At 59.2% G+C, this 22,890-nt stretch carries 20 protein-coding genes and 1 tRNA gene; 14 read left to right on the top strand and 7 right to left on the bottom strand.

Features of this window, described 5'->3' with window-relative positions; translation table 11 throughout:
- Positions 1-102: 102 nt before the first annotated feature.
- From J0F90_RS15725 to J0F90_RS15715, 3 genes are all read right to left on the bottom strand, one after another.
- Entirely contained in the window at positions 103-2,442 is a 2,340-nt protein-coding gene (locus J0F90_RS15725; RefSeq protein ID WP_042706867.1) for a membrane-bound PQQ-dependent dehydrogenase, glucose/quinate/shikimate family, read from the bottom strand.
- A 457-nt stretch (positions 2,443-2,899) separates the two neighbouring features.
- Positions 2,900-3,073, bottom strand: coding sequence for a hypothetical protein (locus J0F90_RS15720; protein WP_153297017.1), 174 nt, complete (start codon positions 3,071-3,073; stop codon positions 2,900-2,902).
- Between the two features lie 495 nt (positions 3,074-3,568).
- Complete coding sequence (locus J0F90_RS15715) at positions 3,569-4,456, bottom strand: helix-turn-helix domain-containing protein (RefSeq protein ID WP_033639913.1); 888 nt, start codon at positions 4,454-4,456, stop codon at positions 3,569-3,571.
- A gap of 665 nt (positions 4,457-5,121) precedes the next feature.
- On the opposite strand from J0F90_RS15715, the gene J0F90_RS15710 reads away from it, so the two are divergent.
- On the top strand, positions 5,122-5,970 hold the full coding sequence (locus tag J0F90_RS15710) for a helix-turn-helix domain-containing protein (protein WP_227944589.1): 849 nt from the start codon (positions 5,122-5,124) through the stop codon (positions 5,968-5,970).
- 721 nt (positions 5,971-6,691) lie between these two features.
- Here the strand turns inward: J0F90_RS15710 and J0F90_RS15705 are convergent.
- On the bottom strand, positions 6,692-8,608 hold the full coding sequence (locus J0F90_RS15705; RefSeq protein WP_033639914.1) for a sigma-54-dependent Fis family transcriptional regulator: 1,917 nt from the start codon (positions 8,606-8,608) through the stop codon (positions 6,692-6,694).
- 278 nt (positions 8,609-8,886) lie between these two features.
- Between J0F90_RS15705 and ssuD the strand changes: the two genes are divergently transcribed.
- From ssuD to J0F90_RS15665, 8 genes are all read left to right on the top strand, one after another.
- Positions 8,887-10,059: an FMNH2-dependent alkanesulfonate monooxygenase gene (gene ssuD, locus J0F90_RS15700; RefSeq protein WP_033639915.1), complete on the top strand. Its 1,173-nt coding sequence runs from the start codon at positions 8,887-8,889 to the stop codon at positions 10,057-10,059.
- On the top strand, positions 10,059-11,438 hold the full coding sequence (locus J0F90_RS15695; RefSeq protein WP_033639916.1) for an FAD/NAD(P)-binding protein: 1,380 nt from the start codon (positions 10,059-10,061) through the stop codon (positions 11,436-11,438). The genes ssuD and J0F90_RS15695 overlap by 1 nt, the downstream gene beginning before the upstream one ends.
- Before the next feature lie 84 nt (positions 11,439-11,522).
- On the top strand, positions 11,523-12,929 hold the full coding sequence (locus J0F90_RS15690) for an LLM class flavin-dependent oxidoreductase (protein WP_025303423.1): 1,407 nt from the start codon (positions 11,523-11,525) through the stop codon (positions 12,927-12,929).
- A 7-nt stretch (positions 12,930-12,936) separates the two neighbouring features.
- Positions 12,937-13,956, top strand: a complete 1,020-nt coding sequence (locus tag J0F90_RS15685; protein WP_033639917.1) for a methionine ABC transporter ATP-binding protein — start codon at positions 12,937-12,939, stop codon at positions 13,954-13,956.
- On the top strand, positions 13,953-14,657 hold the full coding sequence (locus tag J0F90_RS15680) for a methionine ABC transporter permease (protein ID WP_016927110.1): 705 nt from the start codon (positions 13,953-13,955) through the stop codon (positions 14,655-14,657). The genes J0F90_RS15685 and J0F90_RS15680 overlap by 4 nt, the downstream gene beginning before the upstream one ends.
- Positions 14,658-14,659: 2 nt before the next feature.
- Positions 14,660-15,535, top strand: coding sequence for a MetQ/NlpA family ABC transporter substrate-binding protein (locus J0F90_RS15675; RefSeq protein ID WP_033639918.1), 876 nt, complete (start codon positions 14,660-14,662; stop codon positions 15,533-15,535).
- 183 nt (positions 15,536-15,718) lie between these two features.
- The gene (locus J0F90_RS15670; RefSeq protein WP_033639919.1) at positions 15,719-17,152 is read left to right on the top strand and encodes an MFS transporter; all 1,434 of its coding nucleotides are present in this window, start codon (positions 15,719-15,721) and stop codon (positions 17,150-17,152) included.
- A gap of 17 nt (positions 17,153-17,169) precedes the next feature.
- Positions 17,170-18,387 carry an acyl-CoA dehydrogenase family protein gene (locus tag J0F90_RS15665; protein ID WP_033639920.1) on the top strand — a complete coding sequence of 406 codons (1,218 nt, stop codon included), beginning with the start codon at positions 17,170-17,172 and terminating at the stop codon, positions 18,385-18,387.
- Between the two features lie 8 nt (positions 18,388-18,395).
- On the opposite strand, the gene J0F90_RS15660 is transcribed toward J0F90_RS15665, so the two are convergent.
- Positions 18,396-19,031, bottom strand: a complete 636-nt coding sequence (locus J0F90_RS15660; protein ID WP_033639921.1) for a flavodoxin family protein — start codon at positions 19,029-19,031, stop codon at positions 18,396-18,398.
- Between the two features lie 115 nt (positions 19,032-19,146).
- On the opposite strand from J0F90_RS15660, the gene J0F90_RS15655 reads away from it, so the two are divergent.
- The 3 genes from J0F90_RS15655 (at position 19,147) to J0F90_RS15645 (ending at position 21,124) form a co-directional block, all read left to right on the top strand.
- Entirely contained in the window at positions 19,147-20,043 is an 897-nt protein-coding gene (locus J0F90_RS15655) for a LysR substrate-binding domain-containing protein (RefSeq protein WP_033639922.1), read from the top strand.
- 69 nt (positions 20,044-20,112) lie between these two features.
- Positions 20,113-20,700 (top strand): nitroreductase family protein, encoded by a 588-nt coding sequence (locus J0F90_RS15650; protein WP_015378412.1) that lies wholly within the window; start codon positions 20,113-20,115, stop codon positions 20,698-20,700.
- Between the two features lie 130 nt (positions 20,701-20,830).
- Complete coding sequence (locus J0F90_RS15645) at positions 20,831-21,124, top strand: DUF2623 family protein (protein ID WP_016927116.1); 294 nt, start codon at positions 20,831-20,833, stop codon at positions 21,122-21,124.
- Positions 21,125-21,137: 13 nt separating this feature from the next.
- On the opposite strand, the gene J0F90_RS15640 is transcribed toward J0F90_RS15645, so the two are convergent.
- Complete coding sequence (locus J0F90_RS15640; protein ID WP_015378410.1) at positions 21,138-21,707, bottom strand: helix-turn-helix domain-containing protein; 570 nt, start codon at positions 21,705-21,707, stop codon at positions 21,138-21,140.
- 38 nt (positions 21,708-21,745) lie between these two features.
- Here J0F90_RS15640 and J0F90_RS15635 point away from each other — a divergent pair, with 38 nt between their 5' ends.
- A complete protein-coding gene (locus J0F90_RS15635; protein ID WP_033639923.1) occupies positions 21,746-22,264 on the top strand; it encodes a GNAT family N-acetyltransferase in 519 nt (172 codons plus the stop codon).
- Between the two features lie 17 nt (positions 22,265-22,281).
- A complete protein-coding gene (locus tag J0F90_RS15630) occupies positions 22,282-22,722 on the top strand; it encodes a DMT family transporter (RefSeq protein WP_016927118.1) in 441 nt (146 codons plus the stop codon).
- Between the two features lie 57 nt (positions 22,723-22,779).
- Here J0F90_RS15630 and J0F90_RS15625 read toward each other — a convergent pair.
- A tRNA-Asn gene (locus J0F90_RS15625) sits at positions 22,780-22,855 on the bottom strand.
- Between the last annotated feature and the right edge of the window lie 35 nt (positions 22,856-22,890).

The raw sequence follows: 22,890 nt of genomic DNA, 5'->3' as shown, positions 1-22,890 counted from the left end.
AGCAGCGGCCATGGCGGCCGCTGTCGATAAAGATAGCGCAGTTGAGCAAGGCCGGTTCGCCCCGCTTGCCTGTGGGATGGCGCAGACAAACGGGGCAACGGGTTAAGGCAGCGCAAACGCCATCACGTAATCGCCGGTTTCTGTCGAATGCGCGGCGCCGCCGACCACAATAACGATGTATTGCTTGCCGGTTTTAGGCGAAACGTAGCTCATTGGCGTCGCGCTCGCGCCGACCGGCAGCGCATATTTCCAGACTTCTTTGCCGGTGCTGCTGTCGTAGGCGCGCAGATAATAGTCCTGGAAGCCGGCGAAGAAGACCAGGCCGCCGGCGGTCGTCATAGTGCCCGCGTAGGTGGGCATGCCAACCGGCATCGGCAGGTGCGATCTGATGCCCAGCGGCCCCATTTTTTCGGCGGTGCCGGCCGGTATCTGCCAGGCGATCTTTTTGTTTTTGTAATCGACGGCGGTGATCGTGCCGTAAGGGGGTTGGTTGCAAGGCACTTCGAGCGGCGACATCCACATCAACGTGATCATGCCGTATGGCGTGCCGATCATGGGGGAAGGCCCGTGGCCATCGATCACTTTTTGCGGGTACTGTTTCGCGACGCGTTCATAGCTGTCGCGCGCCACTAACCAAAACACGTTCGGAATGCGCACATCGTTCATGTAAGCCATATGGTTCACAGGATCAATCGACATGCTCCCCCAGTTGAGTCCGCCTAAATTGCCGGGCTGCTCGAGCGTTGGGCGGGTGCCGATCGGGGTCATGTCGCCCTGGTAATTCATCTGTTTGAACAGGATGCGGCAGGCCATCTGGTCAAACAGGGTGGTGCCCCACATTTTTTCTTCGGTCAGGCGTTCGGCGCCAATGGTCGGCATGCCGACGGAGAACGGCTGGGTTGGCGAGAGGCGCTCTTCCTCTGCGGCGCCTTGGGTCGGCACGGCTTTCTCTTCAACCTGCGCCAGCGGTTTGCCGGTCTCCCGGTTCAGGTAGAAAATCTGCCCGCGTTTGGTGCCGAGCAAAAGGGCGGGCACCGGGCGATGTTGCTCATCAAAACCGTCCACCAGCGCGGGTTGGGATGCGAGGTCATAATCCCAAATGTCGTGATGCGTGGTTTGGAACTTCCAGCGCTCACGGCCTGTTTCAATATCAATGGCGACCAGGGCAGAGTTGTACTCATCCGAATTTTCCGGGCGATTCATGCCGTAATAGTCGGGCGTTGCATTGCCAAGCGGCGCATACAACAAGCCTAATTTGTCGTCATAGGCGGCGGTGGTCCACATATTCGGCGTACCGCGCGTATAGGTGCTTCCGGCCGGCGGAGCCTTGGTGATGCCCGGGTTGCCTAAGTCCCACGCCCAGTCCAACTCGCCGGTTTTGGCGTCGAACGCCCTGATGACGCCGGAAGGCTCGCCTTTCATCACGTTATCGATAACCCAGCCACCGACGATAATCTTCCCTCTGGCGATGGTCGGCGCCGAGGTTTGGAAGTAATAACCCGGTTTCACTTCCCCCATATGCTGACCGAGATTCACCTCACCGTTTTGACCGAAGGCGGGGCATTTCTGGCCCGTTTTGGCATCCAGCGCAATGAGTCGGGCATCGATCGTGGTGTGAACGATCGCTTTCTCGCACAGAGCGCCTGGCGCAACATCCTCATTTTTGTAGTAGCCAAGCCCGCGGCAGCGTTGCCAAACGGGGGAGGTGGAATGCGAGTCAAATTTCCAGCGCGCTTTACCCGTATCGGCATCGATAGCGGTGATAAGACCGTTGGGCGTACAGCTATACACCAAATCATCGATCGCGAGCGGGGTATTTTGGTCCACGCCCGGCCGGAAATCGCCGGTGCGATAAACCCAGGCGAGTTTCAGGTCTTTGACGGTTGAACGGTTCACCTGATTGAACGGCGCGTAGCGCGTTCCTTCCGTCGTGCGGCCATAGGCGCTCCAATCGGCTGGCGCATTGTCGCTTTTGCTCTCGATAAACGTCACGTCGCCAGAAGGGGTAATTTCGCCATGGGGAAAGAAGGCGCCGACAAAGAAAGCGACAAATGCCACGGATAATACCGAACCGGCGATGTAAGCCTGCTTTTGACTCTTGGCGCTGTGCAGGTACGAGGGAAGTAAAAACGCGGCGATAATAGAGAGGCCGGCGGGCACCAGCAGGCGAGGGAACAATGCCCAGTAGTTAAGCCCCGACTCCCAAAGCGCCCACGGCACCGTCATCAAAAACAGCAGGCCGGTTAAGTAACAAGCTGATTTGCTGCGCTTGAGGACCAGCACTGCGGCGGCGATGTAGCCTATCCCGGTAATGGCATAGTAGAACGATCCGCCGAGGGCGATAAGCCAAACTCCCCCCACGGTTAACGCGACGCCAGAAAAAACCAGCAAGCAAAAGAACGTGATTATAGCGGCTCTCTTACCAAACGATGTTCTAATCATATGTTTTCCTTTGACTTTTAAATCCACATTGGATCACCATCCCATCGCTGCCAACGTGTGAAAATGCCGGCGCGAAAGGCAAGGCATTTCCCGCCTTGAGACTTTTTATTCTTTAACGCTTTAGGGGCATTGAGTTGTCGTTTTGATATCCATTTCAACAGTGGCCATTGCGGTTTGGATCAGTCGCCGGACCAAGATAAGGGGATTTTATTGGGCGATGACAGAACGCGCGCGATAAAAATAACCATCAATGTTTTTATTTAATACCGGGTTGTAACCGTTTCGCAGAGATACGGTTTTGGGTGTGCTGGGCAATCCGATATTCTAGTGCAGTGATAAACGCATTGAATGAAAGAGCCTCTCTGGACTAATTATTTAGAGTGATGATGAATGCGGAATCGCTTTTAATCACGAGGTTGCGTAGAGGTTTACCCTGCGTTGAGTTCAGAGTGAAACGTCATTCTTTATCAAGCCGGTGTCGGTAGAAGCGGCGAAAAAAATGATTCAATGCCATTCTTTCTCCATCGACATAGACAATATAACCTTTCCCGCGTTCGCCGACGGTGACTTTTTCAACATTAACATTAGGATAGTGTTTTTTTAGGTTTTTAGACCATAATTGAATACTCATAACTCTATTTTCCTGACGCGCTTTATTCTTGTTTAAGGCATATTGATAGCACCCGTAAAAATAAGTCTCGTGGAAATAAAATATCGTCACTATCTGGGGATGTCTATAAGCGTGCGGGCGGGATAAAGCGAAAAATGTCGGCTGCGCTCAGGCGAGGGGTTTAGAAAAAATTAAATAAAAACAATAGGTTACCTGATCGATCGCACAAAAAGCAAATGTAGGTAACGTATTGATATTTAAGGTTTTGGTACGTAAGTCATATCGAAGAGAACGCTTGACGGATAAGCGGTTATTCCTTGTGGGGGCGAGAAGATCCCATCTTGGCGCGATTTTCAGGGAGATATTAACGTGTTTTCCAATTAGATAAGTCTTAAAGTTGGTGCTTTTTGGCAAGTGGATAATGCGTGGTTTTGAGCCTAAATTCATCATAATTCTTTATTGATAAATATAAATTATTACCATTTTTAATAGATAGCAACGCCGATTGTGACAGGGTTACCGCTCTGGCCCTGGCGCTACCTCTTTCTCTCTGTGTTTGATCGGGAAGACAATGGGGATATAGGTCTTCATCTCTATTCTATCGCCGCCTTTGGGGTTGATAATTTCAATGAGAAAGCGATCGATCATGCCAACTTTATTTATCGGGAATGATTTGGTGTAGATGCTTTGCGTGAATTTTTGCGCCTCATCGCTTGCGCCATCAAAACTGAACTCTGCAAAAAGTTGCATGTCTTTTTTTCCCTGGGCGTCGGCCAGAGAGGCAAGCACGTTGCCAAGACAGTCTTCCTCAGAAATATAGAGGGTCTTCAAATAGATGCTGACGTAATTCTCTTTCCTGATGCTCGCGCCAAAATTGAAAAAGTTAATCACGCCGCTATCCGTTTTTTTCATGTTATCAATTGCCGCCAATCGCAGCGCGGAAACCGCAGGATGGAAGTGATGTATCTCTGCATCAACGCCATCCCCTGAATCGTCGAAAAATTTTGGCAGGTGCACATAGCGATGCTCGGGAATGCCGTCGAGAAACAGCAATGGGATGGCGGAGGACACGTCCCACGATTTACTTTTGCGATACTGCATCGGCGAGGTTCTGAATTGCTTGCGAAAGGCCCGTTCAAAGGATTGATAGGACTGAAAGTTCAGCGCTTTAATGATATCGGAAATAGAGAGGTTAGTCGCTTTCAACATAAATGCGGCGCGAATGAGTTTTCTGCCCCTCACATAGCTTCCGAAAGTCATCCCTGTTTCATCTTTAAACGCTTTTTGGATATGCCCGCGTGAATATCCGCTTTTTTCTGACAGCATCTCAACGGTGAGCTTCTCATTGAACCCACTTTCTTCCACCCAGGCGAGCAGCTCCTCAATGACTTTAGTTATAAACATGCAGGAGCTCCCTTTTAGTTATCTGCCTAATGGTTGCGTTGGGTAAAATAACGCGATATCGGTATTCAGCGATAAGCCCCAATTCATCCGATCTTTTAGGCAATATCCTGAGTATAGAACGCGTGCAATATTAACGCGGTAAATTAAAAAAAATGTACTTAAAAGTGTCATTTACCAAATAGCAGCGTATGGCGAAGAAGTAGAAAGTGTATGGATACATTTTAAGTATATTAATTTGTTGATTTTTATTAATTTATATGAATGAACCAAGCTGGTGGGAGCACAATTTTTGCTCATTGATAGATAAAAACACTATATGGCTGCCAATTTATTGACAGTAACATCTTTTCGAATCGAAATAATTAACTATTCTATGTTTAAGAGTAGGGGGAAGCGGAAAATAGGCCCGGCAGGGGGTTGTGAAATTAAATAATGGTTAATTCAAGGGGGTATCAAGGCTAATGACATTCAGGGAGGAATATGGGGGGTTATTTTCGCGAAAAATAGCGATTGCTATTTATCTTCTGGCTGTGGCCTGCGTTTTTCTGTCTTGGCGCTCGTGGTTTATCAGCGTTTTTCCACACGACTTCTTTGCGAGTCTCATCTTGTGCGAGAGGTGAATCGGCATCTTTCACCTTGGAAATGATTTTTATGCAACGTGATGCGTGGATATATTTGAACGGGTATGGGAATGCCATTCTTCGAAAGAAAGCAAGTCGGGCAGCTTTTGGTTCTGCAAGAAGAGGGATGCATTCAATAATAAAAATAGCAAGATGACAGGCTTTACTATGGATTGTTCTAACAAGTTCAGACGCAATATTTTAGATGAGATAATCGCTATCATTGAAAAAGCCATTGATACACAAAGCCATGTATCAATAAGGGCGTTATCCGTTAAGTCAGGGTATTCCATCGGGCATTTACAACGGATGTTCTATTTGTATGAAGGGATGAAGATAGGGACCTATATCAGAAAGCGCAGACTAAGCCGCTCGACGTTATTGCTGAAATGTACCGATATGAAGATCTATGAAATCGCGTTGCTCTCTGGATTTAGCTCTCAGCAATCATTTAGCCGTGCGTTTTCAAATCAGTTCGGTTGCCCGCCGAGAACATTCAGAACCCTGCGCGATTGGCCTTTTCTCAATTACCAACCGATTATTGGCTTCGATAAAGAGCCTTTCCCCAGCAGCATCGTGTACTTGAATTTGCATGAGTATTACGAGAAAAAAAGGATCGTGCAACTGCTTTCGCCGGTAATCAGCCGGGGGCAGATGAAGGTAAACGTAAAGAATCCAATAACCTGTAGCCTGTACAACGCATCGGCAAAGTACATTGCGATCAGGCGCAAAGAAAAAAAGATGAGTGAAAACGAGTTCATCCTATCGCTCTATGAGGGGGTGTTGGCTTCTTTGGATATCTTCATCACGCAAAGCGTAATCTTTAAAATCCACGATCACTGCCCAGGTGAAAAGGAAAACGTCAGCATGTGGTATTTCATCCCGATAAAATGAGCTTTGTTTATCGTACGCGGCAGAGGGTTGCCTGATTACAACGGAAAGCTTTGGTTATGCCATCGATATTTTGATGGCGTCCACCTGTCAACGCCCCATAAGCCTGTTTCAACCAACGGAACGGTTGGCAAGGAAGAAAAAAAAACCGACCGCGAGGGTCGGTAAGCATGGGGTATTCAATAGGTATGACAACACTACAATTAAATAATAGCGCGCGTTGGGGGTTTTTATTTACCGAAAAGTGTTATCTCACGGAACAATAGACCCGGCGTGCGCGCATCCTCTCCGGCAATAAGACGGGGGGCCTGCGCAGCGCAGGCGTCATAAAATGAAGATAAAAAAAGCCGGCGATTAACGCCGGCCAATGAAACATCGACAATCTCTCTGAGATGCACGACCCCTATACGGGAAATAAGGTCATGCAGTTCCTATGTAACCCTACCTGGCGCGCTTTTTTTTACCAAAAAGCGATATTTTTGGCCGGTGAGACGGAGAAATAAAAAAGCCGGTCATGACGACCGGCGAATGCGAAAATAACAGGGTAACGTTAATTGAAAGTGCACATAAAATGATAGCGAATTAATCCTAGCACTGACATCGGCGGTATATTTTACCTAAAAATGTCTTTGCGGCATTGGCCTTACCGCTCGGTTCCAGCGGCGGTATGGGGTTGCGTGGAGAAGCGAAAGGGCGGCCGATGCTGCTCCCCCTCGAAGCCAGGCTAAGAGCCCCGCGGCCAGACCGCCTCGCGCACGGCGATTGCTCTGGGCAGCAGCCCGAGGGCGTAGAAGCGGTCGGCGATGCTTTGCTGCTGACGGATCACCTGTAAATCCATGGCGCGAACCTCATGGCTGCGGCGCGACAGCGCGAGTTCCAGTGAGGCGCTCGCCAGCCCCAGTTCGTTGGAAAGGTGACGAGCGGCTTCTCTCGGCTGCGCGGCGATGTAACGGCCGGTGTGCTGCAGCGCCTGCATCAGCGGCCGCAACAGATCGTCCGAACGCTCGGCGAAGCCGCGGCGCGCCAGGTAGAATTGCTGATTGAGCACCCGCTGGGTGCCGTCGGCGATCACGCGCAGTTCCCCGTTGCGCTGCGCGTCGCTGAGCAGCGGATCCCACATCATCCAGGCGTCCACCGCCTGCAGGTCGGTCGCCGACAGCGGATACTTCGGCGGCGCGTAGACGATACGCACGTCGTTCAACGTCAATCCCTGTTCGTCCAGCATCTGCAGCAATAAATAGTGCACGTTGGAGCCTTTGTTGAGCGCGATGCGTTTGCCGCGCAGATCGGCGGCGCTGCGTATCGGGCTGTCTTGCGGCACCACCATCGCCACGCTCTGCGGCGCCGGCGGCTCAAAACCGACGTACACCAGCGCATTGCCCTGTGCCTGGGCGAAGATCGGCGGCACTTCGCCGGTGGTGCCGAAGTCTATCTCATCGCCGTCGAGCGCGTGCAGCAGCTGCGGCCCGGCGGGAAACTCGCTCCACAACACGCTGATGCGCTGTGTGGCGAAGAGCTGTTCCAGGCTTTGCCGCGCCTTGAGCACCCCGAGGTTGCCGAACTTTTGATAGCCGATGCGCAGTTCGCGTTCGGGCAGAGACGCTGCGGCGATGACCGGTGAATGTGCGGGTGCGCCGGCGCTGCGACGGCGCGGTTTGATCAGACCAAGATGTGCCAAATGGGTGCGCAGGGTATTGCGGCTGACGCCGAGCAACGACGCCGCTTGCAACTGGTTGCCGCCGCTGCGTTCGAAGGCGTTGCGCACCAGCGCATCCAGCACCCGTTGGTAAAGCTGTGCGCTGTCGCCTTGCAACTGCCGCTGCACAAAGCGGTCGATGGCGTCGTCGCCGCCGTCGTTATCCGTCAGGCGATGGGTGAGCTGCAGTTGCTGCGGTGCGATCGCCCCCTCCTGGCTCAGCAAGACCGCATTATGCAGCGTGTTCTCCAGCTCGCGCACGTTGCCAGGCCAAGGGTAGTCCAGCAGCGCCTGCTGCGCTTCCTCCGTCAACCGCGGCAGTGGCCGTTCCAGGCGGCGGGCGTACAGCGCAAGAAAATGTCTGGCCAGCACCGGAATATCGTCCGGCCGCTGGCGCAAGGGCGGTAACGTCACCGCCGCCACGTTCAGGCGGTAATAGAGATCTTCACGGAACCGCCGTTGGCGAATCGCGCCGGCCAGATCGACGTGGGTGGCGGCGATGACCCGCACATCGATCTTCAGCGGTTTGCGCGAACCGACGCGGGTGATCTCCCGCTCCTGCAGCACGCGCAGCAGCTTGACCTGCAGCGACGGGTTCAGCTCGCCGATCTCGTCCAGCAGCAGGGTGCCGCCTTCCGCCGCTTCGAACCAGCCCTGATGAGTGCCGACGGCACCGGTGAAGGCGCCTTTCTCATGGCCGAACAGTTCGGCTTCCGCCAGGCTTTCCGTCAGCGCGCCGCAGTTGACCGCCAGGAAAGGTTGATGGCGGCGCGCGCTGTGGTGGTGCAGATAGCGCGCCACCACTTCTTTGCCGGTGCCGGTTTCACCGACGATCAGCACGGTGGCGTCGGTGGGAGCCAGCCGATCGAGCACGCTTTGCAGAGCGAGCGACGCCGGATCGATCAGCACCGGCTTGTCGGCGGCGAACGGTTGAGGATCGTACATGGGCGTCTCCTGTCTGACGACGATGGGGAAAAAATCTTATCCCAGCCAATGAGCAGCCGCGAGAGGATAAAAGGCGCACGGTGCTGCATTGGCAACAGCCTTCCGCCGCCGCCTGCTGCCAATGCAGCAGTGTTTTTACGTCGATATCTCATCAATCTATTGATATGTATTGGTTTTTTAAAATCTGCAATGTGGCATGCATCCTGCTTTTCTTTTTATAACCAAGCAAAGTTTTTCTATCGATAAATACTGAAAATAGTTATATAGGAAAGGCATAAATGACTGAGTCAGTGAAAGAGCGCATCAACGTTTTCTGGTTTCTGCCGACCCACGGCGACGGCCGCTATCTGGGCACGGCGCAGGGCGGGCGCCCGGTGGACCTGCCTTATTTGCAGCAGGTGGCGCTGGCCGCCGACAACCTCGGCTATTACGGCGTGCTGATCCCAACCGGTAAAAGCTGCGAGGATTCCTGGCTGGTGGCGGCGGCGCTGGCGCCGATCACCCGCCGGCTGCGCTACCTGGTGGCGGTGCGCCCCGGCCTGCAGCCGCCGAGCCTGGCGGCGCGCATGGCGGCGACGCTGGATCGGCTGTCGGACGGACGCCTGCTGATCAATGTGGTGACCGGCGGCGATCCGGTGGAAAACAAAGGGGATGGCATCTTCCTCAGCCATGCCGAACGCTACGAGGTGACTCAGGAATTTCTCACGGTGTATCAACGGCTGCTGCAAGGAGAAAAGGTGGACTTCAGCGGTAAGCATATTCGCGTCGAAGGCGCCGAATTGCTGTTCCCGCCGGTGCAGGAAAACGGCCCGCCGCTCTATTTCGGCGGCTCATCGCCGGAAGCGATCGATATCGCCGCCGGGCAGATCGACACCTACCTGACCTGGGGCGAGCCGCTGGCTCAGGTGGCGGAAAAGCTGGCGGCGGTGCGCCAGCGCGCCGAGCGGCAGGGGCGTAAACTCAGCTATGGCATTCGCCTGCACGTTATCGTGCGCGAAACTGAAGACGAAGCCTGGGCGGCGGCCGAGCGACTGATCGCGCATCTGGATGACGACACCATCGCGGCGGCGCAGCAGATCTTTGCTCGCATGGACTCCACCGGCCAGCGCCGCATGAGCGAGCTGCACGGCGGCTCGCGCGAGAGTCTGCGCATCGGCCCCAACCTGTGGGCCGGCGTCGGCCTGGTGCGCGGCGGCGCCGGCACCGCATTGGTGGGCAACCCGCAGCAGGTGGCGGCGCGCATACGCGAGTATCAGGCGCTGGGCATCGACAATTTCATCCTTTCCGGCTATCCGCATCTGGAAGAGGCTCACCGCTTCGCCGAGCTGGTGATGCCGCTGCTGCCGCTGGCGCAGTCGGCTCATCAGACGGCTCGCACGATCAATACCGGCCCGTTTGGCGAAACCATCGGCGGCGATCGTCGTCCCGCCCCGGCGCAGCGGGAGGGCTGATGGCGAAGCGTGCCCATATTATCGTTATCGGCGGCGGTTTCACCGGCGCGGCGCTGGCGATCCAGCTGGCGCGCGGAGCGGTGGATGTCACGGTGATTGAACCGCGCGCCGCGCCGGGCTATGGCGTGGCGTATTCGACCACGGATCCGACCCACCGCATCAACGTCCCGGCCGATAGGATGCAGTTGGCGGATGAACCGGCGGGGGATTTTGACCGCTGGTTCCGTCAGGGCGGCGGGTTGACGGCCGATCCGCAGGCGTTATGGCGCGACGGTAAGGCCTATCCGCAGCGCGGCGCCTTCGGCCGCTATGTCGAGGAACGTTTTCATCAGGCGGCACAGACGGGCCAGGCCCGCGTGCGGCACCTGCGCGATCGGGCGCAGCACCTGCAGCCGCAGGCGCAGGGTGCGTCCGTCATCACCGCCGGCGGCGAACGGTTGTGGGGCGATTATGTGGTGTTGGCGACCAGCCATCCGCCGCCCGCGCTGCCGCGGCAAATCGCCCCGGAACTGGCGCGCGATGCGCGGTTGATCGCCAATCCCTGGGCGGAGGGAGCGCTGAATGAGATTGAACCCGATGAATCGTTGGCGATCGTCGGCAGCGGGCTGACGATGGCCGATGCGGTGGCGGCGTTGCACCGCCGCGGGCATCGCGGGCCGATTACCGCGTTCTCTCGTCACGGCCTGTTGCCGCGTGCCAATGCCGAAGGGGAGTACCCGACATGGTCGTTTGCCCCGCCATCCGGACTGCGCGATGGGGTGCGGCAGGTGCGCCTTGAGGTGGCGCGCGCTGCTCGGCAACGGGTGCCGTGGCAGGCGGTGTTGGACGCGGTGCGCGCCCAGGGGCAGCGCCTGTGGCAAGCGTTGACGCCGACCGAACAGCAGCGCTTTCTGCGGCATTTGCGCGCCTATTGGGACGTGCATCGCTATCGCCTTGCGCCGCAGGTGAGCACGCTGCTGGCGGAGCAACAGGCGGCGGGCACGCTGCAGGTATTGGCCGCTCGTCTGCGGCGGGCAGAACCCACGCCGCAGGGCGTGCGTTTGACGATTCTGCCGCGCCAGGGCGCAGAGCGGGCGCTGCAGGCGCAGCGGCTGCTGATCGCTACGGGTCCGGCCCATGCCGGCCTGATCGCCGCCAGCCCGTTGCTCAGCTCGCTGGCGGAGCAGGGGGCGCTGCGCGCCGATCCGCTGGGATTGGGGCTGTGGGTCAATGCCGACAGCCAGGCGATCGGCGGCGACGGCCTTGCCAACCCGCGTCTGCTGGTGGCCGGCCCGGCGGCGCGTGGCCGCTTCGGCGAACTGATGGGGCTGCCGCAGGTGGCGGAACACGCCCAAAGCGTCGCGCAATACCTGTTGGCGCGATGTCCGGCGGCAAACTGATCGTCCATTCCCGTTTTTAACACCCTAAGACCCCCCATCCGGCCTGGCTCCGCCCGTGGCCGGCAGATAATTGTGGAGCTCGCTATGTCATCGCAACGTGAAATTCGTCTTAACGCTTTTGATATGAACTGCGTCGGCCATCAGTCGCCGGGGCTGTGGGCGCACCCGCGCGACCGTTCCTGGCAGTATAAGGATCTCGAATATTGGACCGATCTGGCGCGCCTGCTGGAACGCGGCAAGTTCGATGGATTGTTTATCGCCGACGTGCTGGGGATTTACGACGTGCTTAACGGCAGCGGCGACGCGGCGATCCGCCAGGCGACGCAGGTGCCGGTTAACGATCCGCTGGCGCTGGTGACGCCGATGGCGCTGGTTACCGAACATCTCGGCTTCGGGCTGACCGCCTCGCTGTCATTCGAGCACCCTTATCCTTTCGCCCGCAGATTGTCGACGCTTGATCACCTGACCAAGGGGCGCATCGGTTGGAATATCGTCACCTCTTACCTGGAGAGCGGCGCGCGCAATATTGGCCACCGGGCGCAGACCGATCACGATGCGCGCTACGACTACGCCGATGAATACCTGCAGGTGGTTTACAAGCTGCTGGAGGGCAGTTGGGAAGACGGCGCGATTTTGCGCGATCGTCAGCGGCGCATCTTCAGCGATCCGGCGAAAATTCATCCGATCAACCACAAAGGTGAGTTCTTCCAGGTGCCGGGCATTCATCTGAGCGAGCCTTCGCCGCAGCGCACGCCGGTGCTTTATCAGGCCGGCGCTTCCAGCCGCGGCAAGCAGTTTGCCGCGGAGCACGCCGAATGCGTGTTTGTCGCTTCTCCTTCGAAAACATTGCTGAAAAAAACCGTGGCCGATATCCGCCGCCGCGCCGCCGAGGCCGGGCGCGACCCGCGCAGCATCCTGATCTTCAACCTGCAGACGGTGATCGTCGGTGAAACTGACCGACAGGCGCAGGAAAAATGGCGGGAATACAAATCCTATACCAGCTACGAAGGCGCGCTGGCGCTGGTGTCCGGCTGGACCGGCATCGATTTCGGTCAATATCAGCCGGATCAGGTGCTGAAGCATCTGCACACCAATGCCATTCAGTCGGCGGTGGAAACTTTCTCCAGCGCCGATCCCAGCCGTGAATGGACCGTACAGGGCATCGCTGAATGGGTCGGCATCGGCGGTTTCGGCCCGCTGTTGGTGGGCGGCCCGCAAACCGTGGCCGACGAACTGCAGGCGTGGGTGGAGGAAACGGATGTTGACGGTTTCAATTTGGCCTACGCCGTTACCCATGAAACCTTCACCGACGTGGTGGAACTGCTTATCCCCGAGCTGCAAAAACGCGGAGTGTATAAGCGCGACTACACAGCGGGCACTCTGCGAGAAAAATTGTTCAATCAGGGGCCGCGCCTGGCAGAGCCGCACCCGGCGGTGGGCTACCGCTGGCCGGCCGGCGCGCTCTTGGCCGATGCACTGAGCGTCAAGTGAGGATGCGATGATAGAGATTGAAGGATTGCACAAGGCTTACCGCGCGCCGGACGGGCGACGGATTGAGGTGCTGAAGGGCGTTTCGCTGCAGGTGCCGGCCGGATCGATTACCGCCGTGGTCGGCCCCAGCGGGGCGGGCAAATCGACGCTGGCGAAATGCATCAGCCTGCTGGAGCGGCCGAGCAGCGGCAGTATCCGGGTGAACGGCCAGGACTTGTCGCGGCTTGCGGGCGAGGCGCTGCGCAGGGAGCGGCGGGCGATAGGCACGGTGTTCCAGTCTTCCGCGCTGCTGCAGCGTAAAACCGCCTGGCAGAATGTGGCGCTGCCGTTGACCTATCTGGGCGTGGTGCCGCGCGATATCGACAAGCGGGTAAAGAGCCTGCTGGCAGCGGTAGGGTTGGCGGACAAGGCGGCGTTTTACCCGGCTCAACTGTCCGGCGGCCAGCGCCAAAGGGTCGGCATCGCCCGCGCGCTGGCGCTGAATCCGTCGGTGCTGCTGGCGGATGAGGCCACCTCCGGGCTGGATCCGGACGCCACCGGGGCCATTCTCAGCCTGCTTAAACAGCTGCGCGATCGGTATGGCCTGTCGATCATCCTGATCACCCACGAGATGGATGCGGTGCGCGACGCCGCCGACGCGGTAGCCGAGATCCGCGACGGCGTGATTGTGCAGCAAGGGCCGGTGCGCGAGCTGTTGGCGGCGCCCGATTCCTCGCTGGGCCGCCGGCTGTTCCCGCTGAAGACGCTGGCGTCCGACGCCGCGCTGCGGCTGCAGGTAACCTATTCCGCCCGTCAGCCGGCGGTCACCGACTGGATCAGCCGCATCAGCCGCCAACTCGACCTGCAGATCGATCTGCTGGGCGGCCACGTTGAAGTGGTGGGCGGCAGCCTGGCCGGGCGGTTAGAGATTGCGGTGCGTTTTGGCGGCGGTTCGCGTTCGGTGGCTGAACTGCAGGGCGAACTGCGGCGGTTGGGCATTCTCGCCGAGGTGCTGGAACAGCCGGCGGCCTTGCAGGAGGCGGTATGAAAAATCTGTCTGACAGCGTGATGAGCCAGGACACACCCTGGCGCGAGATCCATCGGTTGATGCTGCCGGCTTACGGCGAAACCTGGCTGATGGTCGGCATCGTGATGCTGTTTGTGGTGGCGATCGGCGGCGCCGTCGGCGTGGTGTTGTTCAACACCTCATCGCGCGGCTTGTTTCCGCGTCCGGCGCTGAATCGCGCGCTGAGCTGGTTAGTGAACATGGGCCGTTCGCTGCCGTTTCTGGTGCTGATGGCGGCGATTATTCCGTTCACCTTCTGGTTGACCGGCACCACCATCGGCATTCCGGCGGCGGTGATCCCGATGATCGTCGCCGGCATTCCGTTCTTTGGCCGGCTGGTGGAGAACGCGCTGCGCGAACTGCCGCCGGAGGTGACGGCGGTGGGGCTGGTGTCCGGCGGTTCGATCTGGCAGATAGTCACCCGCGCGCAGCTCAGCGAGGCGCTGCCGGCGATCGTCGCCGCCATCACACTGAACGTCATCTCGATGATCGAGTATTCGGCCATCGCCGGCACCATTGGCGCGGGCGGCATCGGCTATCTGGCGGTGGTGTACGGCTACCAGCGTTTCGACAATCACATCATGATCGCCACCATTGTGGTGCTGATCGCCACGATTCAACTGATTCAGTTTATTGGTGACCGCCTGGTCGCCGCGTTGCGTCATCATCAGGAAACCTTTTAATCATGCCTAATCACGATTTTGAGATAGTGAAGAAGAAACGCTGGCCGTGGCCGGTGGGTATCGCGGCGGTGGCAATTATCGCCGCCGCGGTTTGGCACTTCAGCGCCGGCCAGCAGCAGACGGTGCAGTTCGGCAGCACGTTGAAAGTGCACTTTGAGCCGGCGATGGCCGGAGAGCAGCGGGTGATCGAGTACGTCGGCGACCATATCGCGCCGGATTACGGCCTTAGGCTGGAGGCGGTTGGCCTGCAGGATCCGGTGCAGGCCGATCGTGCGGTGGCGCAGGGGCAGTACGCCGCCACGATCTACCAGCACCAATGGTGGCTAAAACAGGTGGTAGATGCCAATGGTTTTAAGCTGACCCCGACGCTGCCGGTGTTTCAGTGGGCGTTTGGCATTTATTCCGACCGCTATAGGTCGATCGCGGAGTTGCCGGACGGCGCGGAGATCGTGGTGCCCAACGACGGCGCCAATCAGGGGCAGGCGTTGTGGCTGCTGCAGCGCATTGGACTGATCGGGCTGGATCCGGCGATCGAGGCGCGCACCGCCAGGCTGAAAGACATTCGCGAGAACAAACGCCATTTTAACTTCAAGGAGCTGGATTTGCTGACCATGCCGCGCGCGCTGAATTCGGTCGATGCGGCCATTGGCTATGTGTCGCAGTTCGACGCCGGCAAGGTGCCGCGTGAGAAGGGCATCTTGTTCCCACCGGCGCCGAAAACCTTCGCTTCGCAGCTGGTGATTGGCACGCCCTATCTGCAGGACGAAAATATTCGCAAGCTGCAGCGGGTGTTTGCCGATCCCAGGTTGCAGGCGTGGCTGAAAAGCACCGACGACCCGCGGGTGAAAGGCGTGCTGGTGCCGGTCTCGGCAGAATAATCCCCGCCCGAAATGACCGTGATAAAGACCGGATTAACGCGCGTTAATCCGGCGTTTTTGTTACGCTGTAACCGTGTTTAATTTATTGATATTAATGATATTTATAGAAGAAATTGTTGTTTGTCGGCGTAATTTTTTCACCCTATAAACGAGGTGTCACCTGCCAATTACAACGAGGAAGCTATGAGTACCTTAAATATCGATACCGCGCCGCCGTTATCTGCGCCCATCGGCTCGGCCAGCGATGTGGCGCGTTTGATTAACCAGCGCAGCGAGAAAAATACCCATGCGCGCATGATCGTGCTGTTGGCGCTGGGCGGTGTTTTTCTCGATGCCTATGACCTGACCACGCTGTCTTACGGCATCGATGACGTGGTGCGTGAATTCAGCCTCAGCCCGCTGCTGACCGGGGTGGTAACTTCTTCGATCATGGTCGGGACCATTCTCGGCAACCTGGTCGGCGGCTGGTTGACCGACAAGTATGGCCGCTATCAGGTGTTTATGGCCGATATGCTGTTTTTTGTGGTTTCCGCCATCGCCGCCGGGCTGGCGCCCAACGTCTGGGTGCTGATCGGCGCGCGCTTTTTGATGGGTATCGGCGTCGGCATTGATTTGCCGGTGGCGATGGCCTATCTGGCCGAATTCTCCAAATTCACCGGCAAGGCCAACAAGGCGTCGCGCCTGGCGGCCTGGTGCCCGATGTGGTACGCCGCTTCGTCGGTGTGTTTTCTGATCATCTTTGCGCTCTATTTTCTATTGCCGGCCGAATACGCGAACTGGCTGTGGCGCGCCTCGTTGATTTTCGGCGCCGTGCCGGCGTTGCTGATCATCATGGTGCGCAGCAAGTTTATGAACGAGTCGCCGCTGTGGGCCGCTAACCAGGGCGATCTGAAAGAGGCGGCGCGCATCCTGCGCGAGTCATACGGCATTGCCGCCCATGAGGCGGAACCTGACGCCGCCCAACCGGCGCCGCCGCCGAAGGTCAGCTTCCGCGTGCTGTTCCGCAAGCCGTACCGCGAGCGCACTCTGGTCGCCAGCGTGATGAACGTTTGCATTTCCTTTGAATACACCGCCATCGCCTTCTTTCTGCCGTCGATTCTGGCGCAGTTTCTCGGCGCCGGGGTGTTTGAAACTATCTCCGCTTCGCTCGGGCTGAACGTGCTGTTCGCTTTTACCGGTGGCCTGCTCGGCATGCGTCTGGCATGGAAGTATCCGTCGCGCCACGTGGCGATTGCCGGATTCGCGCTGCAGTTTATCGCGCTGATTGCCCTGGCGTTGATCGGACATCCGCAGGCGGCGTTCGGCGTTGGGCTGGCGATCCTGATGTTGGGCCTATGGCTGTTCGCCGAAGGATTCGGCCCCGGCGCGCAGATGATGATTTACCCGGCGCTCTCTTACCCGACGGCGATCCGCGCCACCGGCGTCGGTTTCGGCCGTTCGCTGTCCGGTATCGGCAGCGCGCTGGCGCTGTTTATTCTGCCGATTTTGCAGGCGCGCTTCGGCACCGACATGTTTTGGATTGTTTCACTGGCGGCGGCGATCCCCATCGTCTTCCTACTGATCATTCGCTTTGAACCGACGGCGCGCGATATTGACGATCTGGCCGATCGCGCTTAACCACAGAGGACACTGACATGACGCAACACCTGTTATCCACCGGAGCAGACTACGCACAGCTGGCCGCGCGATTTCGGCCGATCTTCGCCGAAATCGCCGCCGGGGCGGTGGAGCGCGAGCTGTCGCGCACGCTGCCGCATGAACCGATCCGTTGGCTGAAAGAAGCGGGGTTCGGCAGGGTGCGCCTCCCGCGTGAAAAGGGCGGCGACGGCGCTTCGTTGCCGCAGCTGTTCGAACTGCTGGCCGAACTGGCGGAGGCGGACTCTAACCTGCCGCAGGCGCTGCGGGCGCATTTCGCCTTCGTGGAAGATCGGCTGAACGCGCCGGACGGCCCGGAGCGCGATCGCTGGTTCGAACGCTTTCTCGACGGCGAGCTGGTCGGCAGCGGTTGGACCGAGATCGGCGGCGTGAAGCTGGGGCAGGTCAATACCCGGGTAACGCCGCAGGCCGACGGCTGGTCGCTCAACGGCGAGAAATTTTACAGCACCGGCAGTCTGTTTGCCGATTGGATCGACGTGTATGCCGAGCGCAGCGACAGCGGCGGCCCGGTGATCGCTTTGGTGAACGTCGCCCAGCCGGGCGTAGAGCGCGACGACGACTGGGACGGATTTGGCCAACGCACTACCGGCAGCGGCACCACGCGTTTTATTGATGCGCGGGTCGAGCAGGCGCACGTCTATGACTTTGCCGAGCGCTTCCGCTACCAAACTGCGTTCTATCAGCATGTGTTGCTGGCGACGCTGGCGGGGATCGGCCGCGCGGTGCTGCGAGACGTCGGCGAGGGCGTGAGGCAACGTAAAAGGATCTATAGCCACGGCAACGCCGGTTGGGTGAAGGACGACGTGCAGATCCAGCAGGTGGTGGGGCAAATCAGCGCCTGGGCCTATGCGGTTGAGGCGACGGTGCTAAAAGCGACGTCCTCGCTGCAGCAGGCTTACGAGGCGCATCGATCCGGCGATGAAGCGCTGCTGCAGGCGCTTAACGTGACGGCGGAGCTGGACGCCGCCAGGGCGCAGGTCATCGCCGGGGAGTGGGTGCAGCGCGCCGCCGGTGAATTGTTCAATGCGCTCGGCGCTTCAGATACCCGTACCGGCAAGGCGTTGGATCGCCACTGGCGCAATGCGCGCACGCTCTCTTCACATAATCCGGTGATCTACAAGGCGCGCAATATCGGTGACTGGGAAATTAACCGCCATACGCCGACCTTTATCTGGCAAATCGGCAGTGGCGGTTGAGGCCGAGGCTATTCCGTCCAAACCTGCGTGCTGCGCGGGCTGTCCATCTGATAATCCGAGTAGGGGCGGGTGAAGAACTCGCGCCCCAACTCGCGGGCGGCCCGCAGCGGGTTGCGCGGATCGCGGGCGATCTCGCCGCGCTGGTTGCCGGCGCCGTGCACCAGCCCGACGAAGGCGGAATGGGTGTAGCGGCTGAACTCCTGGATCTGATGCACGATGCCCAGCGCCGCGCCGGGATAAGTTTCTTCCGACGCCACCGCCAGCCCGATGCGTTTGCCGCTCATGCGTTGGTGCACCTGTTCCGCCTGAGGGTAGGCGTTGGAATAAAAGCTGAACGAGCGATCGAAAAAGGCCTTGGTTTGCGCCGACATGCCGTACCAGTAAATCGGCGTGCAAAATACCGCGCCGTCGGCCGGCAGGAAGTGCTCCAGGAACAGCTCGGCGTAGCGATCGGTCGGCGGCGGCGTATGGCGTTCATCGCTCAGGAAACCGCTCAGGTAATCGTCGAGAAAATGCAGGCTGGCGGAAGTGCCGGCTTCGGCGGCGCCCGCCATGATCGCCTGCGCCAGCGTGGCGCTGTTGCCGTCGCGGCGCGGACTGCCGACCAGCACCACCAGGCGTTTGGATTGATGAGTTGTATTCATGTCATGTTCCTTGGTGTGAAGTGAACTCAGCCTTAATCTAGAGGCAAGCGTCCGCAGGCGACAAATGACGGTTTTTCTGCCAGGATGAATTCAACTCATCCCAAGAGGCTTCGCCATGTTCGCCACGCTGCCCGTCAACGCGTTACGCACCTTTGAATCCGCCGCTCGCCTGCGCAGCTTCAAGCTGGCGGCGGCCGAGCTGGCGGTGACGCCGACGGCGATTTCGCACCAGATCAAGGCGCTGGAACAGCAGCTGGGTTTTGCGTTGTTCGAGCGGGTGCCGCGCGGTGTGCGGCTGACGGCGAAGGGCGAAACGCTGTTTGCCGGAGTGCATGGCGCGCTGCTGGACGTCGCCGCCACGCTTGAGGGTCTGCGGCCGCAGCCCAGCAGCGGCTCGCTGTGCGTCTCGGTGACGCACTCGTTCGCGGCGCTGTGGTTGGTGCCGCGCCTGGGGCGTTTCTACCAGGCGTACCCGCACTATCTGGTGCGCCTGGAGGCCTGCGCCGAGGTGATCGATCTGCAGCAGGACGCCAGCGTGGATGTGGCGGTGCGCTACAGCCGCGCGCAATATCCCGCGCTGCATCTGGCGGCGCGGCTGGAGGAGAGCTTTGGCGTTTACGCCGCGCCGGGGTTGGCCGCCGCCGAACCGGAAAACCCGGTGCTGATCACCGTCAAGTGGGGGGATTCGGCGCTGTACGACAGCGGCTGGCATGACTGGTGCCGGGCCGCCGGCGTGGACTGGTGGCAGCGCCATGCGGCGATGCGCAGCTATCACGAGGAGCATTACGCCCTGCAGGCGGCGGTGGCCGGGCAGGGATGGGTGCTCGCCAGCTCGGTGATGGTGTCCGAGATGGTGGACAACGGTCTGCTGGTGGCGTACCGGCCGGAGGTGCGCGTACCGGGCGCCGCCTACAGCGTGCTGTGCGCGCCGGGGCGCGAGCGGCACCCGCCGGTCAGGGCGTTTCTGGCCTGGCTGCAGCGGGAACTGCCGCAAGGCAATGGCACGAAATAAAAGTTTTACCGTCCTAAGCTGTGGGAATATCAGCGAACTTTTGTTTTTACTTCACTGCGAGAACCTATCATGAGCCAGCCAAGAATCTCCGATTACCCGATTGACGCGCAATTTATCGAGCGTTGGTCGCCGCGCGCGATGACCAACGACGCCATCGACGATCAAACGCTGCTGAGCTTCTTTGAAGCGGCGCGCTGGTCGCCTTCGGCCTACAACATTCAGCCGTGGCGCTTTGCCTACAGCAAGCACGGCTCCGACAGCTGGGAGAACTACCTGGAGTTCCTGATCGACTTCAACCGCGGCTGGGCGCAACACGCCTCGGCGCTGGTGGTGATCGTCTCCAAAACCACCAGCCTGAACGGCGAGCGGCTGGTGGACAACCCGACCCATGCGTTCGACACCGGCGCGGCCTGGGCCAACCTGGCGCATCAGGCGCATCTGAAAGGCTGGCTGACCCACTGCATGAGCGGCATTCACCACGACAAGATCAAAGCGGCGTTGCAGCTGCCGGACGACTATGCGGTGCACGCTATGGTGGCGATCGGCAAACCGGGCGACAAAGCCCGCCTGCCGGATTTCCTGCAGGAAAAAGAGGCGCCGTCGGGCCGCCTGCCGCTGGGCAAGACCGTCAGCGAAGGGCTGAATTTCACGCTGTGATTGCCCGCTTTCTCGCAGGCCCGCTTGGCGGGCCTTTTTTATGCGGCGAGTAAAACTTAGGAAGTATGTTCTCGTTCGCTCATTCGATATATATTTTGTTATATAGCGATTGCGTGGTGAGGAGGAACCCGTGGGAGATCATTTTGGCAAAGGGCTGTTGGCGGGGTTAAAGGCGGAGAACCTGAAGCCGGAGGCGGAGCTGTCGCGCTTTTGCTCCGACTACAAGCGCGGTTTCGTGCTCGGTTATGCGCACCATTTGGCGCAGCGCTGCGGCGACGAGAACCGGGCGGCGTTCGAGGCCGGGCAGCTCAGCCGCGCCTATGGCCTCGGCAGCGAGCCGATGAGCGAGTTCTTCTCCGGCGGCGACAGCCGGTTGGCGGAGAAGTTTTTCCACGCCGGCTATAACCAGCCGACGCAGGGATAGCGCCGGCGAGCCGTCAGGCGGCGCTCAGCACCGCCACCATATACACGCATGCCTCATCGCTTTGGTTTTCAAAGCGGCAGTCCGCCGGTGGGCCGAGCTCCAGGCAGTCTCCTTCGGCCATTTCATGGCGCGCGTCGCCCTCAAGAAAGACCAGCTCGCCGGATAAAACCCAGATCAGCTGACGCTTGAAGGCATACACCGAAGCCGGCATCGGGATCGCCGCGCCGGCCGGCAGTTCGATGCGCACCAGATCGAGCGGCAGATCGGTGCGCGGCGACACGTGGCGCCGCACGTAGCCGCTCTCAGGATCGACCCAGACCGGTTGATCTTCCCGGCGCAGCAGCCGGCCTTCTTGCGTTTCCGCGCGGGCGATCAGTTTGGACATGCTGAGGCCGAACGCCCCCGCCAGTCTGCCCAACAGCATCGCCGTCGGGCTGCTCTCGCCGCGCTCGATCTTATGCACCATCGCCCGTGAGACGCCCGCCCGTTCGGCCAGATCGGACAGCGACCAGTGGCGCGCCTCGCGTTCAATGCGAATGCGCGCGCCGATCAGCTGATTTAGATTGTCTAATTTAATATTCATATCGTAGTATTATAGTGGACAATTGGCCGGGGTAAACCATGATTATACGAAATGCGACGCTCAACGATAGCGCGGCGATTGCCGCTATCTATAACGACGCGGTGTTGAACAGCACCGCCATCTGGAATGAACAAACCGTGGATGCGGCCAACCGTGCGGCGTGGATCGGCGAACGCCAGGCGGCGGGCTACCCGGTGCTGGTGGCGGTGAACGCCGCGGACGAGGCGATCGGCTATGCGTCGTTCGGCGACTGGCGCGCCTGGGATGGCTATCGCCATACCGTGGAACATTCGGTGTATGTTCATCAGGCGCATCGCGGCGCAGGGATTGGCAAGGCGCTGCTGCTGGCGCTGATCGCACGGGCGCGGGAAATCGGCAAACATGTGATGGTGGCCGGCATCGAATCCGGCAATCAGGCCTCGATTAAGCTGCATCTGGCGCTGGGGTTCCGCGACGTGGGGCGCATGGAACAGGTGGGCGCCAAATTCGGCCAATGGCTGGATCTGACGTTCCTGCAGCTGACGCTCGACGAGCGGGCGACGCCGCCCGCGCGCTGATCCCGGGGGGCAGGGCGATGAATATGCTGTTACTGCTGATCGCGGCGGGAATGGGGCTGGTGGTGCAGAATCTGCTGATGGTGCGCATTACCGAAAGCGTTTCGACCATCCTCATTACGCTGGTGATCAACTCCAGCGTCGGTTTGTTGTTGCTGGTGGGGCTGCTGCTGGCCAAAAACGGCCTCGGCGCGGTGGCGGAAGTGACTGGCGCCGCCAGGTGGTGGATGCTGTTGCCGGGGCTGTTGGGATCGCTGTTCGTGTTCGCCGGCATTCTGGGTTACCAGAAGCTGGGGGCGGCGGCGACCATCTCGATCCTGGTCGCCAGCCAGTTGTGCATGGGGCTGTTGGCGGACGTCTACCGCGCCGGCCCGGCGGCGCTGCGCGAGAATCTGCCGGCGCTGGTCGGCGCTCTGCTGCTGGTGGCGGGCGCCTATCTGGTGGCGAAACGCAGCTTTTGACGGCGGCTAAAAGGCAAAAAGCCCGCTCGGGTTTCCCTGAGCGGGCTTCTCTAAATATGGCTCCTCTGACTGGACTCGAACCAGTGACATACGGATTAACAGTCCGCCGTTCTACCGACTGAACTACAGAGGAATCGTGTGAACGGGGCGAATAATAGCGGGGCGGTT

Origin of the sequence: Serratia marcescens subsp. marcescens ATCC 13880, assembly GCF_017299535.1 — a bacterium.
Taxonomy (GTDB): domain Bacteria; phylum Pseudomonadota; class Gammaproteobacteria; order Enterobacterales; family Enterobacteriaceae; genus Serratia; species Serratia marcescens.
The sequence above is the reverse complement of the archived record's forward strand: the minus strand, read 5'-3'. Positions and strand labels throughout refer to the sequence as shown.